The organism is Nocardia abscessus, from assembly GCF_015477775.1.
GTDB lineage: Bacteria > Actinomycetota > Actinomycetes > Mycobacteriales > Mycobacteriaceae > Nocardia > Nocardia abscessus_A.
The window spans coordinates 514,413-528,364 of sequence record NZ_JADLQO010000001.1; the positions used below are offsets into that span (position 1 = coordinate 514,413).

At 68.8% G+C, this 13,952-nt stretch carries 15 protein-coding genes; 7 read left to right on the forward strand and 8 right to left on the reverse strand.

Translation table 11 applies throughout. The annotated features are described in order from the left end of the window. Positions 1–106 precede the first annotated feature (106 nt). On the forward strand, positions 107–1,297 hold the full coding sequence (locus IU450_RS02490; RefSeq protein ID WP_195148131.1) for a helix-turn-helix domain-containing protein: 1,191 nt from the start codon (positions 107–109) through the stop codon (positions 1,295–1,297). On the opposite strand, the gene IU450_RS02495 is transcribed toward IU450_RS02490, so the two are convergent. Continuing rightward, entirely contained in the window at positions 1,294–1,662 is a 369-nt protein-coding gene (locus IU450_RS02495; RefSeq protein ID WP_195148132.1) for a MerR family transcriptional regulator, read from the reverse strand. The genes IU450_RS02490 and IU450_RS02495 overlap by 4 nt on opposite strands. A gap of 66 nt (positions 1,663–1,728) precedes the next feature. On the opposite strand from IU450_RS02495, the gene IU450_RS02500 reads away from it, so the two are divergent. Beyond that, positions 1,729–1,890: a hypothetical protein gene (locus tag IU450_RS02500; RefSeq protein WP_228833914.1), complete on the forward strand. Its 162-nt coding sequence runs from the start codon at positions 1,729–1,731 to the stop codon at positions 1,888–1,890. A 223-nt stretch (positions 1,891–2,113) separates the two neighbouring features. Here IU450_RS02500 and IU450_RS02505 read toward each other — a convergent pair whose 3' ends face one another. From IU450_RS02505 to IU450_RS02520, 4 genes are all read right to left on the reverse strand, one after another. After that, entirely contained in the window at positions 2,114–2,806 is a 693-nt protein-coding gene (locus tag IU450_RS02505) for a DUF1707 SHOCT-like domain-containing protein (protein ID WP_228833915.1), read from the reverse strand. 71 nt (positions 2,807–2,877) lie between these two features. Next, the gene (locus IU450_RS02510) at positions 2,878–3,543 is read right to left on the reverse strand and encodes a response regulator (RefSeq protein WP_195148133.1); all 666 of its coding nucleotides are present in this window, start codon (positions 3,541–3,543) and stop codon (positions 2,878–2,880) included. 19 nt (positions 3,544–3,562) lie between these two features. Beyond that, positions 3,563–4,756: a MacS family sensor histidine kinase gene (gene macS, locus IU450_RS02515; protein ID WP_195148134.1), complete on the reverse strand. Its 1,194-nt coding sequence runs from the start codon at positions 4,754–4,756 to the stop codon at positions 3,563–3,565. After that, positions 4,716–6,011 (reverse strand): AI-2E family transporter, encoded by a 1,296-nt coding sequence (locus IU450_RS02520; RefSeq protein ID WP_416382829.1) that lies wholly within the window; start codon positions 6,009–6,011, stop codon positions 4,716–4,718. Before IU450_RS02520 ends, macS begins: the two co-directional genes overlap by 41 nt. 143 nt (positions 6,012–6,154) lie before the next feature. Here IU450_RS02520 and IU450_RS02525 point away from each other — a divergent pair, with 143 nt between their 5' ends. From IU450_RS02525 to IU450_RS02535, 3 genes are read left to right on the forward strand one after another with little or no spacing between them, the layout of a single operon-like run. Beyond that, a complete protein-coding gene (locus IU450_RS02525) occupies positions 6,155–7,675 on the forward strand; it encodes an adenylate/guanylate cyclase domain-containing protein (RefSeq protein WP_181722373.1) in 1,521 nt (506 codons plus the stop codon). A gap of 4 nt (positions 7,676–7,679) precedes the next feature. Further along, positions 7,680–8,768, forward strand: coding sequence for a lysylphosphatidylglycerol synthase transmembrane domain-containing protein (locus IU450_RS02530; RefSeq protein WP_195148136.1), 1,089 nt, complete (start codon positions 7,680–7,682; stop codon positions 8,766–8,768). 38 nt (positions 8,769–8,806) lie between these two features. Beyond that, a complete protein-coding gene (locus IU450_RS02535) occupies positions 8,807–9,178 on the forward strand; it encodes a DUF3054 domain-containing protein (RefSeq protein WP_195148137.1) in 372 nt (123 codons plus the stop codon). On the opposite strand, the gene IU450_RS02540 is transcribed toward IU450_RS02535, so the two are convergent. Further along, complete coding sequence (locus IU450_RS02540; protein ID WP_228833916.1) at positions 9,179–10,858, reverse strand: NTF2-like N-terminal transpeptidase domain-containing protein; 1,680 nt, start codon at positions 10,856–10,858, stop codon at positions 9,179–9,181. It lies immediately after the preceding gene. Positions 10,859–11,233: 375 nt separating this feature from the next. Between IU450_RS02540 and IU450_RS02545 the strand changes: the two genes are divergently transcribed. Further along, a complete protein-coding gene (locus tag IU450_RS02545; protein WP_195148138.1) occupies positions 11,234–11,833 on the forward strand; it encodes a hypothetical protein in 600 nt (199 codons plus the stop codon). Positions 11,834–11,885: 52 nt separating this feature from the next. Next, positions 11,886–12,341, forward strand: a complete 456-nt coding sequence (aroQ, locus tag IU450_RS02550) for a type II 3-dehydroquinate dehydratase (RefSeq protein ID WP_195148139.1) — start codon at positions 11,886–11,888, stop codon at positions 12,339–12,341. 2 nt (positions 12,342–12,343) lie between these two features. Here the strand turns inward: aroQ and IU450_RS02555 are convergent, their stop codons facing one another. Further along, positions 12,344–12,790, reverse strand: a complete 447-nt coding sequence (locus tag IU450_RS02555) for a nitroreductase family deazaflavin-dependent oxidoreductase (protein WP_195148140.1) — start codon at positions 12,788–12,790, stop codon at positions 12,344–12,346. 166 nt (positions 12,791–12,956) lie between these two features. Beyond that, on the reverse strand, positions 12,957–13,832 hold the full coding sequence (locus IU450_RS02560) for an NAD(P)-dependent oxidoreductase (RefSeq protein ID WP_195148141.1): 876 nt from the start codon (positions 13,830–13,832) through the stop codon (positions 12,957–12,959). Positions 13,833–13,952 lie beyond the last annotated feature (120 nt).

Here is a 13,952-nt window from a genome sequence, read left to right on the forward strand (position 1 = left end):
GTATTCCAACCAGCAGCGAACGAGTCGTACGCAATGTCCCACTTCGTTCGTACCGGATAACATAGCGTCGTACTCTGAAACCCAGATTTAACAAAAGGACTTGGGTATGGACGAATCGTCGATCGGAGTTCGGATCCGCCAGTTCCGCGGCAAGGCGCTGACCCAGCGCCAGCTCGCCGACCAGGCCGGAGTCAGTGTGGATCTGGTGCGCAAGCTCGAGCAGGGCGGCCGCCAAACCGCCTCCATCGCCAGCTTGCAGAAGATCGCGCGGGCCCTGGACGTGGATATAGCCGATCTGATCGGCAAGCGCCACGGCGTGCCGTCCGCCAATCCGGCCGCGGGCATCGTGGCCATCCGCCGCGCCCTGACGCCGGTCGACGACCTGCTCGGCGAGACCAAGGAGGAGGCGGCGGTCAGCCTCGACGACGGTCGCCGCGCCGTCGAATACGCCTGGGGCGCCTACTGGTCGGGTCGCTACGAACTGCTGACCTCGATCCTTCCGCCCGGATTGACCCAGCTGCGCGCCACCGTGCACGCCGCGCGCAACGGCTCGGTCGCGCCCGCCAACGAGTTGCTGGCCAGGATGTACTGGGTGACCGGCTGCACGCTGGTGCATCTCGGGCAGACCGATCCGGCGTTCCTGGCGATCCGGGAGGCGCTCGCCGCAGCCGAGCTGGGCAACGACCCGCTGCTGCTGGCCACCATCCGCGGATCGGTCGCCTGGCAGTTGCTGATACAGGGCCGCTACGACGAGTCGCGCGGCGTCGCGTTGAACGCTGCCGCGACCCTGGAGCCCTCCGGCGAGGTCACGCCGTCGCACCTGTCCGCCTACGGCTCACTGGTGCTGCAAGGCGCGACCGCGGCGGGCCGGGCGCAGGACGTGCACGACGCGCTGTCGCTGGTCGAGACGGCGAGCGAGGTCGCCCTGCGAATCGGCGCGGATCGGCAGGATTACGAAACCTATTTCGGCCCTTCCCAGGTCGTCATGCAGACGGTGGATGTCAACGTCTCCTCCGAGCGCTACCCGGAGGCGCTGGCCGCCGCCAAGGACATGCCGGTCAACGGCAGTCTCCCGCAGGCGTCGCGGGCACGACACCTGGCCGACACGGCGGTCGCACTCACCCGCACCGGAAGGCACCAGCGCGCGCTGGACGCCTTGCTGACCGCGGAACGGGTGGGCGGCGCGGACTGGTTGAAATACCAGACGCTGCCCCGCCATATCGTCACCGAACTGCTCGACCACGACCGGAAGGTGCCGCTGCGCGCGTTCGCCCGCCGGATCGGGGTCAACACCTAGGTCGCCGGCCGGTCGCCGGCGCGTTCGATCACCTCGTCCAGCACCTCGCGCGACCGCACGAGATCGGCGATGGTGCGGGTGATCCGCTCCCGCTCGGTCCGCAGCTCGGTGACCAGTGCGGGCGTGGCGTACTCGTTCGGACCGCCGTCCGCGTCGCGCATGCAGGGCAGAATCCGCGCGATCTTCTTGCTGGTGAGCCCCGCCGCGAGCAGCTCCTGAATGTGGATGACCCGGTCCACCGCCCGCTCCGGATAGTCGCGATGACCGCCGGGCGTGCGCTGGGAGGCGAGCATGCCCTGCTCCTCGTAGTAGCGCAGCGACCGCTCACTCACCCCGGTACGCTCGGCAAGCTCTCCGATCCGCATCTGTGACCTGGCCTTTCACGTCCGGGCTCGAATCTCACATCTATGTCAAGTTTTACCGTATGGCCCATGACGAACGCAGCGGACTCCGCCCTTTCCATCCCGCGCGGCTCCCTCGAGCTGCCGCACCGTCTCGTGATGGCGCCGATGACCCGCAACCGCGCGGCGGCCGACGGCACGCCGACCCGCTCATGGCGACCTACTACGCACAGCGCGCGAGCGCGGGCCTGATCATCGCCCAGGCGACCACGCCGAACCGAGTCGGTCGGATTCGCCGACGCGGATCATGCGCTGTTCCAGCGCATTCGGGCGCTGTGGCGGGGCGTCCTGATCGCCGACCGAATCTCGGCCGGGGCGTTCCCTGCCCGAGGACGGCGGCAGGTAAGCCGCCCAGCGCTGGATACACCGACCCTCGGCACTCGCTACGGTCCCCGCGGCGGGCTGATTCCCGGGCTCAGCGCCCTATCAACCGGCGCCACTGCGCGATGAACGGATGCTTCGCGGTGACCGATCCGAATCGCATCCGGCCGTGCACCACCAGGTGCAGCGGGCCGAGCGGTGGCCCGGTGCGGACCTTGTTGTTCACGCTGGAACCGATCAGCTCCAGCCCGTTCAGGTCGACGGTGGCCTCCGCGGGCACGATCAGGGTGATCGATCCGCAGAAATCGTCGACGCGGATCTCCACCACCTGGGTCGACATGATCGCCTCGGTGAAGTCCAAGGTGACCCCGGACATCCAGTTGTTCAGATACAGCGTGGGCGCCACCTGCCACGGACCGCGGCGGTTCACCCCCGACATGCGCGAACGGATCACGTTGCCCGCGGAGTTCGCGCCGGGCGCCGGATGGGCGCGCGCGGCGAAAGCGGGCGCGGCGTTCACGAACGTCGATCGCGGTGCGGCGGGCTGCCCGACCAGGCGGACGCCGGGCAGATCTATGAGTACGGCGTTCAGTTCGCCACGGGTCTTGGCGGCCAGCGCGGTGTCCATCCGCTCGGTGAACTCGCCGAGCGAGAGCATGCCGAGGCCGACCGCGCGCTGCAACAGCTGACCGACGTGTTCGCGCTCGGCGTCGGACACGCGCAGTTCCCGGTCGCCCACCGCGCCGCCGGAGCCGACCGCATTGGATACCGATTCGGGGCCGCCCATGCGATCGAGGTTACCGAGCGCGCGGCTCCGGCCGCATCAGGGCGATCCCTGATTCGGGGTGCTCGCCCGGGCTACTCCAGCCCCTGTTCGATGGCGTAGCGGGTCAATTCGACCCGGTTCGCCAGCTGCAGTTTGCGCAGCGTCGCCTGCACATGATTCTCCACCGTGCGATGGCTCAGACCCAGCCGCGCCGCGATCTGCTTCGCGGACAGCCCTTTCGCCACCATGCGCAGGACGTCGGTCTCGCGCTCGGTGAGCGCGGGCCGGTGCGGCTCGTCGGGTCGCGCGGGCGTGGTCGCCATTCGCCGGTACTCGCCGAGCACCAGGCCGGCCAGGCCCGGCGTGAACACCGCTTGACCGGCGGCGGTGGCGTGCACGGCATCGATCAGCTCGGCCGCCGACGCGCTTTTGACCAGGTAACCCGAGGCGCCCGCCTTGATCGCGTCGAGCACGTCGTCGCGTTCGGCCGACGCCGACAGCACCAGCACTCGGCTCTGCGGCGACACCCGCAGCACCTCGGCGGTGGCCTGCGCCCCGTTGCCGTCGGGCAATTGCATGTCCATCAGCACCACGTCCGGGCGCACGGCCGCGGCGCGCCTGGCCGCCGCGCCGACCCCGTCGGCCGTGGCCGTCACCTGGAATCCGGCCTCGGTGAGATCGCGGGAGACGCCGTCCCGCCACATCGGGTGGTCGTCCACCACCATCACCGAAATGGACCCGGCCGCTCGGTCCGTCATCCGCGCCTCCCGTCTGCGCTCATCTCGGCACCCGGAATTCCCATTCGGTGCCGAACCCGACCCCGCCGTCGATCTCGGTGAGCAGGTCCGCGCTGCCGCCCAGGGCCGCGATCCGCCCGACGATGGACCGGGAAACCCCCATCCGTCCTTCGGCTTCCGCCTCGGCCAAGCGGCCGGGCGGGATGCCGACGCCGTCGTCGCGCACACTGATCACCAATTCGTCGCCGGTGTCCTCCAACAGCACATATGCTCTCGCATCCGGCCCGGCGTGCAGTGCCACATTGGACAGCGCCGTGGCCACGGCCGAGGCGATCTCGTTCGCCATCCAGCGGCCGACCGGTACCGGGTCGCCCGGCGTGGACACCGACACGGTGGGCGTGGACTGCGCGGTCAACAGTGGCCGCAGGTCGACCTCGGCTCCGCCCGCGTCCCGGTGATCGGCCTGCTCGGTGATCAGCACGCGCAGCGCCACCTCCTGCTCACCGGCGCGCAGGGCCAATTCCTCGGTGGGGCCGCCGATCTCGCTGCCACGGCGCTTGATGTAGCTGAGCACCTGCAACACCCCGTCGTGCACCTCGCGGGAGAGTCGTTCGCGCTCCTCGGCCGCCGCGGTCAGGCGCACCGCCTGCTCCAGCTGGTCCTGGGCTCGGCGCGCGGTGTTGGCGGCCAAACCGAGCGCCAGACCCACCGAGACGAGCACCGGCACCGTCGCATCCGCCCACACGTCCTCACCCCACTGATCGCGCACGGTCAACGACACCGCGGCGATGATCGCGCCGGACAGCACGCCCGCGAACGGTCCGCGCAGGATCGCCGCGCCGATCACCGCGTTGGTGGCCCACAGCGTGGTCGGCAGCGTCTGATGCCCGTGATACCAGCCGTAATCGGCGACCAGGCGCGTAGCGGCCATCAACCCGATCACGACCACGTGGTCGCCGATCACCACCCAGGTGCGCAGCCGGGCCACCTCGGGGAAACGCCACTGCGAGAGCATGATCGCCGAAGCGCCCGACCACACCGCCATCAGGGCGACGAGCACCCAGCTCAACCGCTGATTCGTGTAGTACGGCACCGAGGCGATCTGCTGACCGACCGCGTACAGCAGCGTGACCAGCCGCAGCGCCTGCGCGGCCCGCCACAGCGGGGTGGTCGCCACGTCGGCCGAGCGCAGCTCAGTCCTTCGCCGTGCCGTCGTCGGCTTGCGCGTCGTCATCGGCCTCCGCTTTCTGCTGCGCCGCTTTCCGCTCGACCGCCCGCTTGTGGGAGGCCTCCATGAGCGTCGCGGCCAGGTCGAACCGGCCGGGATCGGGTCGATCCGGAGCGGCCGAATACAGCCCGCGATGGTCGTCGCCGGTCTGTAGTTCCTCGTACAACTCCTCGGGACCTTCCAGCAATGACCGGATCGCCGTGTTCATCACCGCGACGATCGGCACCGCGAGCAGACCGCCCGCGATCCCGCCGATCACCAGGCCCGCCGTGATCGCCAGCACCACGGCGAGCGGATGGATGCTGACCGCCCGTCCGAGCAGCAGCGGTTGCAGCACATGGCCCTCGAGCTGCATCACCGCGATGATGATGCCGAGCACGATCAGCGCGGTGACGAGCCCTTTGGTCACCAGCGCGATGAACACCGCGATGAACCCGGCCAGAAACGCGCCGATGATCGGGATGAACGCGCCGATGAACACCAGCGAGGCCAGCGGAAGCGCCAAGGGCACCCCGAGAATGGCCAGCCCGGCGCCGATGCCGATGGCGTCCACCGCGGCGACCACGACGGTCGCGCGGACGAATCCGACCAGCGTGCCGAACCCGAGCTGCCCGGCGGTGCGCACCCGCTCCCGGTGGTCGGTGGGCACGATCCTGGTGACGAACTCCCAGATCTGGTCGCCGCCGTAGAGGAAGAAGATCAGGATGAACAGCGTCAGGAAGGTGCCGGTGAGCAGTTCGCCGATCACGGTGGCCGTGGTGAGCGCCCCGCTGGTCAAGCTGTCCTGATTGGACTGGATCGCTTTGACGATGGCGTCGCCCGCGTTGCGGATCTGCTCGTTGCTCAGATGCAGCCTGCCGTTGATCAGCCAGTCCTGGATCTGATGGATGCTGTCGGTGAACTTGTTCGACAGCTGCGGCACACCGGCGACGAACTGTTCGACGACGAAGGTCATGATGCCCGCGACCACGCCGATCGACCCGACCAGCGCCACGAAGACACCCACCCCGCGCGGCACGCCCAGGCGCTGCATCCAGTCCACCAGCGGTGCGAGCAGGGCCGCCGCCAGCAGCGCGATGGCCAGCGGGATGACCACGGTCGCCAGCTTCTGCACGATCGCGGTCACCGCGATCGCCAGCGCGAACAGGACGAGCAGCCGCCAGCCCCACTCCGCCGACACCCGGACGATGGGATGCACCGTATCCGCGGCGGGCCGTGCCAGCGTGATTTTCCGCTCTGGACTTGACTTCGGGTCGGTCACCTTCGTGAGCCTAACCGGCTCGGCCGGAGCCCGTCCGCGATCAGCGGCGGCGCGACCGGCGGCCAGCGCCCCGGACATGCCGACATGATCGAAACGCTAGATTGGACCCCGTGTCGGCGCCTCTGGAAGCGGTCAAACAGACCATGCGAACGCGCTGGCCGCTGTACCTGACATCGATGCTGCTGGCGAACGCTTTCGGCGCGGTTCTGTTGTGGGCCTTCATCCAATACGGACTACCCGTCCCCGAGGGCGAGCCCTCCGGTGCCAGGCGCGCCGGCCTGCTCATCCCGGCCGTGGTCTTCGTGACCGGCGGCCTGCTCAGTATGGCCGCGTCCGCGTTGATGCTGCGCCCGGTGATGCGCTGGCAGATGCGTGGCGGACCGCCGAGTCGCCAGGAGCAGATGGCCGCGCTGCACGCACCGCTGCGCCAGGCGATCCTGCATCTGGCGTTGTGGCTGATCGGCGGGGCCGTGCTGGCCACCCTGATCATCAAGGACACTCCCGCGCTCGCGGGCGCGGTCATCGTCACCGAATGCATGGCCGCGACCATCGTGTTCGGTTTCACGTACATGCTGGGCGAACGCATCCTGCGTCCGGTCGCGGCCCAGGCGCTGACCGAAGGCACCTTCGACCACACCCTCACCCCCGGCGTCGGCACCAGGATGGCGATGACCTGGGGCATGGGCACCTTCGCGCCCACCATCGCCATCGTGCTGCTGTGCGTCACCCAGATCTCCTCGGACGTGAAGTTCTCCGCGCAGTCGCTGGCCATCTCCATCCTGCTGCTGTGCGGCGTGGTGATCATGCAGGCCCTCGCGCTGTCCATGCTCACCGGCTCGAGCATCTCCGACCCGGTGCGCCAGCTCAGCCAAGCCATCGACCGGGTCCAGGCCGGGGCGCGCGACGTGCAGGTCGAGGTCTTCGACGGCAGCGAGATCGGCCTGCTGCAGGTCGGCTTCAACCGGATGATGGAGGAGGCGGCCAAGCGCCGCCAGCTGCAGGAGCTGTTCGGCCAGCACGTCGGCGAGGAGGTGGCGCAGCGGGCGCTGGACTACGGCACCGAACTCGGCGGCGAGACCCGGTTCGTCGCGGTGCTGTTCGTCGACATGGTCGGGTCGACCGCCGCCGCCGCGGAGCGGCCGCCCACCGAGGTGGTGAGCCTGCTCAACGAGTTCTTCCGCATCGTGGTCGACGTGATCGACCGCCACCACGGCTTCGTGAACAAATTCGTCGGTGACGCGGCACTGGCCATCTTCGGCGCCCCGCTGGACCGGCCGGACGCACCGACCGCCGCGCTCGCCGCCGCGCGCGAACTGCGCGAAACCCTCCGAGAAGTGCCCGGCCTCGACATCGGAATCGGCGTTTCCGCGGGCTTGGCCGTCGCGGGAAACATCGGCGCCGCCAACCGCTTCGAATACACCGTGATCGGAGATCCGGTCAACGAGGCGTCCCGCCTCACCGAACTGGCCAAAGAACGTCCCGGACGGACGCTTGCCTCCGGCAGCGCGCTGTATTTCGCCGAGGAAAGCGAGCAGGACCAGTGGGAGACCGGCGACGAGGTGCAACTGCGCGGCAGACGCAGGAAAACGCTCCTGGCCTGGCCACGGGAACGGGCCGACGCGCCCGACGATACCGATGTCGAAACGGCGCGTTCGTTAGGCTGACCGCGTGACGGCCGACGGGGAACTGGCAGGAGATCCTGCGCCGCCGCCCACGGCGGGTTCCCGCCGTGGCAGATTCCGCTGGCTGAAATGGGTGCTGGGGGCCGCTCTGCTGGCCCTGCTGATCGCCGAGGGCGTGTATCTCTGGCCCCGCCTGCACGAATCCTGGCGCAAGCTCACCGAGATCCACTGGGGCTGGCTCGCGGTCGCGATCTGGCTGCAGGCGTTGTCGATGAGCGGCTTCGCCAGGGTGCAGAAACAGCTGCTCAGCGCGGGCGGCGTCGCGGTGGGTCAGCGCAAGTCCGTCGCGGTGGTCTACGGCGCGACGGCGATGTCGGTGACGCTGCCCGCCGGACAGGTGTTCTCCACCGCGTTCACCTATAGGCAGACCAGGCGCTGGGGCGCCAGTCCGATCGTCGCCTCCTGGCAGCTGGTGTTCTCCGGCGTGGTCGCCGCGGTGGGGCTGGCGCTGCTCGGCGTCGGCGGCACGCTGCTGGCGGGCGGGCGGGTCGGCCCGCTGAAGCTGATCCTCTCGCTGGCCGCCGTCGTCGCCCTGGTGTGGGCGGGCAATCACGTCTCGCGCAACCCCGGTTCGCTCGAGGCGCTGCTGCGCAAACTGCTGGCGCTCGCCAACCGGTTGCGCAAACGCCCGCCCGACCACGGCGTGAACAAGATCGCCGACGTGCTCGACCAGCTGGAGTCGGTAGAGCTCGGCAAGCGCGACGGCGTCTTGGTCACGCTCTGGGCGCTGGTGCACCGTTTCGCCGACGTGGCCTGTCTCGGCGCGGCCTGTTACGCGGTCGGCGCCGATCCACGCATCGCCGGTCTGCTGCTCGCGTTCGCCGTCGGCAAGGCGGTCGGATCCATCCCGTTCGCGCCCGGCGGCATCGTCTACGTCGACGCGACGCTGATCTACGGTCTCACCGCCGCGGCGGGCCTGCCCGCCGCGCAAGCGGTCGCGGCGGCGTTCGTCTATCGGGGGGTGAGCTTCATCCTGGTCGCGATCGTCGGCTGGATCGTCTTCCTGTTCCTGTTCCGCACCCCGCAGGCCGACGACGCGGAGTTCGAGAAGGAATTCGAGCAGCGGCGGCTGTGACCGAGGCCGCGCCGCCGGCTCCCGTTACGCTGGCCCGCGTGAGGAAACTGTGGCCGTTCCTGGTCGATGCGCTGCTCGTCGTCGTGTTCTGCGCGATCGGCAGGCGCAGTCACGACGAGGCGGTGCTGGCCGGACTGCTGCGCACCGTGTGGCCGTTCGCGGTGGGATCGGTGGCAGGCTGGCTCGTCGTCGTGTCACTCAGGTCCCGCGCCGCCGTGGGCGACGCGCGGTTCGACATCACCGCCCTGTGGCCCAGCGGGGTCGTGGTCTGGGCCTGCACCCTGGTCGTGGGCATGCTGCTGCGCCTGGTCAGCGGTCAGGGCACGGCGGTCAGCTTCGTGCTGGTCGCCGGGGTGGTGCTGGCCGTGTTCCTGCTCGGCTGGCGCGCGGTGTACAAAGCCGTGCGGTGATCACGGTTCCGGAGTCGCCAGCGCCTGCAGCATCCTGGCCGCCATCCGCGCCGTCGCGTCCTTGCTGTCCACGTCGTTGATGTGGATCGCGAAGACCAGATCGCCCATCGACCCGATCAGCCACCCGTCCGGGCCCGCCGTCGCGGCGAACGCGTCGACGTCCCGATAGCGACGCACGCTCGCCAGTTCCGGCGCGTTCGTGGCGTCGCGCAGCATGCCGCGCAACCGGTCGGCGGTCTGCGGTGGCAGCGGGTCGAGCTTGGCATCGGTGGCGCTCGGGCGTCCGGCTTCGATCATCGGCGGCGGCACCGCACCACGCACGATCGTCGCCGCGGCGATGGCCATGCCGAACGGGCTGGCCAGCACGGCGTCCGAGCCACCGCCCTGGAGTACCTGCTCGGCGCTACGCCCCGCGGTGGCCAGGCGGCCCGTCACCTCGTCCAGCCCGGGCACCTTGAAGTCGATGCCGACGCCGAGCGCGGTCGCCGCCTCGGTCACGTCCTGCACGGAGACGTCCTGCGGAGCCTTGCCTTTCGCCGACGCCGCGACGGCGCGGAACAGCTCCATGTTGCCGCCCACCGGATACAGGCCGGTGAACGCCACCGAGCCGTGCTCGCTGGCCTGGCTGTTCTGCGCGACCGCGACCACCGCTCCGCTGGACGGCTGGATCGCCACGATGGAGGCCTGCGTGGCCACGCTGACCACCGCGTCCTCGGCGGCACGCTGTAAGCGCTGGTCCATCGTGCCCGCGATGTCCGGTCCCGGCGGCCCCTGCTGACCGGCGAGCTGGGTGATGAATCGCCCGTCCTGCTCGAACAGCTGGACGCCCCATCCGGAATGCGCCTCCTGGCTCTCCTGCTGCACCTTGCGCAGCGCGTCCAGCATCGGCGACCAGACCCGGCGGTCGGCGGAGATCAGTCGCGGTTGCTTCTCCATCACCACACCGGGAATCGGCGCCATCCGCGGTTCCAGGATCGCGAAGTCGCCCTCGCGCAGATTCACCGCGACGATCGGCTTGCCCTGCGAGGTGGCCAGCTGCTGCATCAACGCGGGCCCGGTGATCAGCGGCGCGACCGGTTCGATGGCCTTGGCCAGCGCGTCGGTCGACGCGACCGGGTCCGGCATTTTGGTGGGATCGAGCTTGACGACGTTGATCACCTGCTCGGTCATCAACGGCCCACCGGCGATGTCGTTGACTCGTGGCGCGGGCGTCGGGTACGTGCGGGCCAGCCGCACCGTCCGGTTGTGCGCGAGCTGCGGCATCACGACCGCGGGCTCCCAGGAGATCCGCCAGCCGATGGCCAGCTTGCGCACATTGCCCTGCACGCTGTAGTTCCAGTTCTTCCGCTCGCCGAAGCTCCACTCGACGTCCATGCTGAAGATCGCCGACTGCGCGTCCAGACCGATGAACTGGGTCTTGCGGTAGTCGACCTTGCCGCTCTGCAGGCCACTGAACATTTGCTTGAGGGTTGCCGAGGCCGCAGTGGGGTACGACGTCAGGTCTGCCGCCTTTGTGTAGTCCTGATCGTCGAGCAGATCCGTGAAGCGCTCTACCACCGCTTCGGCTTCATTCTGCTTCTCGTGTATCCCGCACGACCCGATCCCGAGCGCGAGCGCCGCCACCCCCATGAGTGCCATTGCGCCGCGAACACGAAAGCGGCGGGATCCCCACACGTCCATGTCGCCCACTCTTCACTCTTGTCACTCCAGTAACAAGACCACCGTACCCGAAAAAGACCAGACCGCGATGCCTCCGTAGCGAGGACGTTACCCATGCTCAGCATCCCAATTGTGCCCCGGGATCTCGCATCTCGGGTGGCCTTTCATGATCATCGTCCAGCCGGTCGGCGGCAACCGGCGCCGCTACCGTACCGGCCTTCACGAAAAGTCGCGCGGTTACCACCGCAGTCGACGTTTCGAATCAATAAATACCCCGAAGCGTGCGGATCGAAGCAATCGGACCCCTGTTCGCACACAGCGGAACCGGCGTACCGGGTTGCGACGTAATCTTGTAATCAATGAAAGCAACGCACCACAGTAAGTAGGTGACCCATCATGAGAAACGCACACCGCGGCGGCCGGGGTTTCGGGCGCACAGGCGGCTGGCAGCAGGCCGACCTGCCGGACCCCTCGGACGTGCCCGACTGGTTCGCCGGAAGATTGCCAAATGACTGGTTCACCGGTCCGCCGGTGATCGAGATCGACCGGGACGAAATCGTCGTCATCGGCGAGCTGCCGATCCCGCAACCGGAGAAGCAGGCCACCGACGACGCCGAGGCCCCGACCGACGAAGTGCCACGCGCGACCAAGGAGGGCGCGGTGGCCCGGTTCCGCGAGTCCACCCGGGCCGCCCGGATGCAGATCGCGAACGAAGCGCAGCACCGCTACCGGCGCAATGTGGCCTGGGGCGTCTCCGTGGACGGGGAACGGATCCTGTTCACCCACCTGGCCGTCCCCGTCATGACCCGCCTGCGCCAGCCGGAACGCAAGGTCCTCGACACCTTGGTCGACGCCGGCGTGGCCCGTTCCCGCGCCGACGCGCTGGCCTGGACCGTGAAGCTGGCGGGCAAGCACGCGGAGACGTGGCTGGAGGAATTGCGCGAAGCCATGCGCAAGGTCGACGACCTGCGCTCGGAAGGTCCGCAGGGACTGTAGGCCGGTCGGGCCCGGTCGAGGCGGCGCGGTACGGCGCGGTATCTTGCCGTGCATGGCTGTGACCGCGGACGCGACGCCGGGCCCGATCCTGGTTCTGAACGGCCCGAACCTCAACATGCTCGGCACCCGGCAACCGGAGGTGTACGGGTCGGCCACCCTGGACGACGTCGTGGAGTTGTGCGAGCAGACCGCGGCGAGGTTCGACCGGGAGATCGTCGCCTTCCAGTCCAATTCCGAGGGCGCGCTGATCGATCGCATCCATCGAGCGCGCGGCGCCGAGTCGGGCATCGTCATCAATCCCGGCGGCCTCACCCACACCTCGGTGGCGCTACGGGACGCGCTGGTGATCCCGGAACTTCCCATCGTGGAGGTGCACATCAGCAACGTGCACGCCCGCGAGGAGTTCCGGCACCACTCCTACATCTCTCCGATCGCGACCGCGGTGGTCGCGGGAATGGGCATCCAGGGTTACGCCGCCGCCGTCGAATTCCTGGCCCGCTCGGCCTGAGTTCACCGCAGCTGGAAGACCGGAAACCCCGGCGCGATGGCGGCGAGTTCCTCGTCGGTGGCGTCCTTGGTCACGCCCTCGAAGAATCTGCCGACCTCCCAGCCCCATTTCTGCAGGTAGAGGCGCAGCAGCGGCACCTTGTCGGCATCGGCCACCTCGGTGGCGGTGAACGTCTCGACCTTGCGCCCGAGCCGCAACTCGCCCCCGCCCGCCGCGCGGAGGTTGCGCACCCACTGCGTGTGCCCACGCGGCGCGACGAGGAAGCGCTCACCGTCTTCCCGCACCATCAGGTTGACCATCGTCGTGCGCCACTCCCCGCTCTTGCGCCCGCGCACCGCCAGCAGTCGTGACCCCATCACACTGATGCCCAGCTTGGGCAGCAGATTGGCGATCCGGTTGAAGATCGGGTCGAATCCGGCGGGGCCGATGTAGCGGGTGCTGAGGTCCATGACAACTCCTTTGTGAGCACTGCTCTCTTTGGAGAGAAGTGTTCCACGGAGTGTGCGATGAAGTCAAGAGCAGTGCTCTCTGAAACCGACCTCGCGAAGGCGGTGAGTTCCGCACTTGCGTGCGAGGAACCGACCGGCTTTGCGAGGTCGGACTGCCGGGATCGGATCAGGGGTTGCGAAGGAGGGCGTAGGTGGAAACGGGGGTTCCGGCCTCCTCGCTGGCGGCGATGGCTTTACGCCAGAGCGCCTGGGCGGCGTGCGAGAGGACGGCGTCGACGCCGACTTCTTCACTCGCGTCGATGACGTGCTGCGCGCCCGCGTCCATCATCTTCAGGCTGGCCAGCGAAGCCCAGCCGCCGTTCTGGTTGGCGACCGAGAACTCCTCCATGAAGTAGGGGAAGGCCGCGGCCGAGCGGATCGCGAACGGGACGAACGCGGCGATGTCGTGACCTGCGCGGTCGATCATCGCGGTGGCCTGGTCGAAGGCGAGCAACCAGGGATGGAAGATGGTCAGCAGCCCCTGGTAGAAGACCTGCGCCAAACCGTCGTCCGCGCCGAGGTATTCCTGCGGGCTCAACGGCCGCAGCAGCTCGGCGTGCGCGTCGAAGACCTCGCGAGGACCGCTGTAGAAGATGTAGGACGCCGGGTGCACGATATTGTCCCCCGCCGACATGACGCCGCCGGAAAGGAACTGCGCGCCGTGCGAGCGAACCCACTGCGCACCCTTGCGCGCCTTCTCCGGCGAATCGGAGGACAGGTTCGCGATCACCTTGCCCTTCAGGTGGCCGGTGGCCTGGCCGAGCACGTCGTACATGGCCGCGTAGTGGGTGAGGCTGAGCACGGTGACCTCGTTGGCGTCGAGCGCGTCGGCGACGGTCGCGGCGCGCCGGGCGCCGAGTTCGACCATGGCGTCGACCTTTTCGGGGCTGCGGTTCCACACCGTCACCTCGACGCCGGCGTCCAGGAAGGCTCGGACCATCGCCTGACCCATCGGCCCCAGGCCGACGACGGAGACAGCACGGGCGGTGGTCTGCTCGGACATGATGGGTCCCTTCGGTTCTCGTTCGATATTTGTGTCGGCGCCGGAATCCATCGTCGTTCTCGCAGGTAGAGTCGGGAAGACCGAACGTCGAGGTGCGGTTGCTTACCTCGAGGTTCGAAA

Coding starts and splice junctions, on each gene's coding strand:
- IU450_RS02490 (WP_195148131.1), top strand. CDS start 107: ATGGACGAATCGTCGATCGGAGTTCGGATCCGCCAGTTCCGCGGCAAG.
- IU450_RS02495 (WP_195148132.1), bottom strand. CDS start 1,662: ATGCGGATCGGAGAGCTTGCCGAGCGTACCGGGGTGAGTGAGCGGTCG.
- IU450_RS02500 (WP_228833914.1), top strand. CDS start 1,729: ATGACGAACGCAGCGGACTCCGCCCTTTCCATCCCGCGCGGCTCCCTC.
- IU450_RS02505 (WP_228833915.1), bottom strand. CDS start 2,806: ATGGGCGGCCCCGAATCGGTATCCAATGCGGTCGGCTCCGGCGGCGCG.
- IU450_RS02510 (WP_195148133.1), bottom strand. CDS start 3,543: ATGACGGACCGAGCGGCCGGGTCCATTTCGGTGATGGTGGTGGACGAC.
- macS (WP_195148134.1), bottom strand. CDS start 4,756: ATGACGACGCGCAAGCCGACGACGGCACGGCGAAGGACTGAGCTGCGC.
- IU450_RS02525 (WP_181722373.1), top strand. CDS start 6,155: ATGCGAACGCGCTGGCCGCTGTACCTGACATCGATGCTGCTGGCGAAC.
- IU450_RS02540 (WP_228833916.1), bottom strand. CDS start 10,858: ATGGACGTGTGGGGATCCCGCCGCTTTCGTGTTCGCGGCGCAATGGCA.
- IU450_RS02545 (WP_195148138.1), top strand. CDS start 11,234: ATGAGAAACGCACACCGCGGCGGCCGGGGTTTCGGGCGCACAGGCGGC.
- aroQ (WP_195148139.1), top strand. CDS start 11,886: ATGGCTGTGACCGCGGACGCGACGCCGGGCCCGATCCTGGTTCTGAAC.
- IU450_RS02555 (WP_195148140.1), bottom strand. CDS start 12,790: ATGGACCTCAGCACCCGCTACATCGGCCCCGCCGGATTCGACCCGATC.
- IU450_RS02560 (WP_195148141.1), bottom strand. CDS start 13,832: ATGTCCGAGCAGACCACCGCCCGTGCTGTCTCCGTCGTCGGCCTGGGG.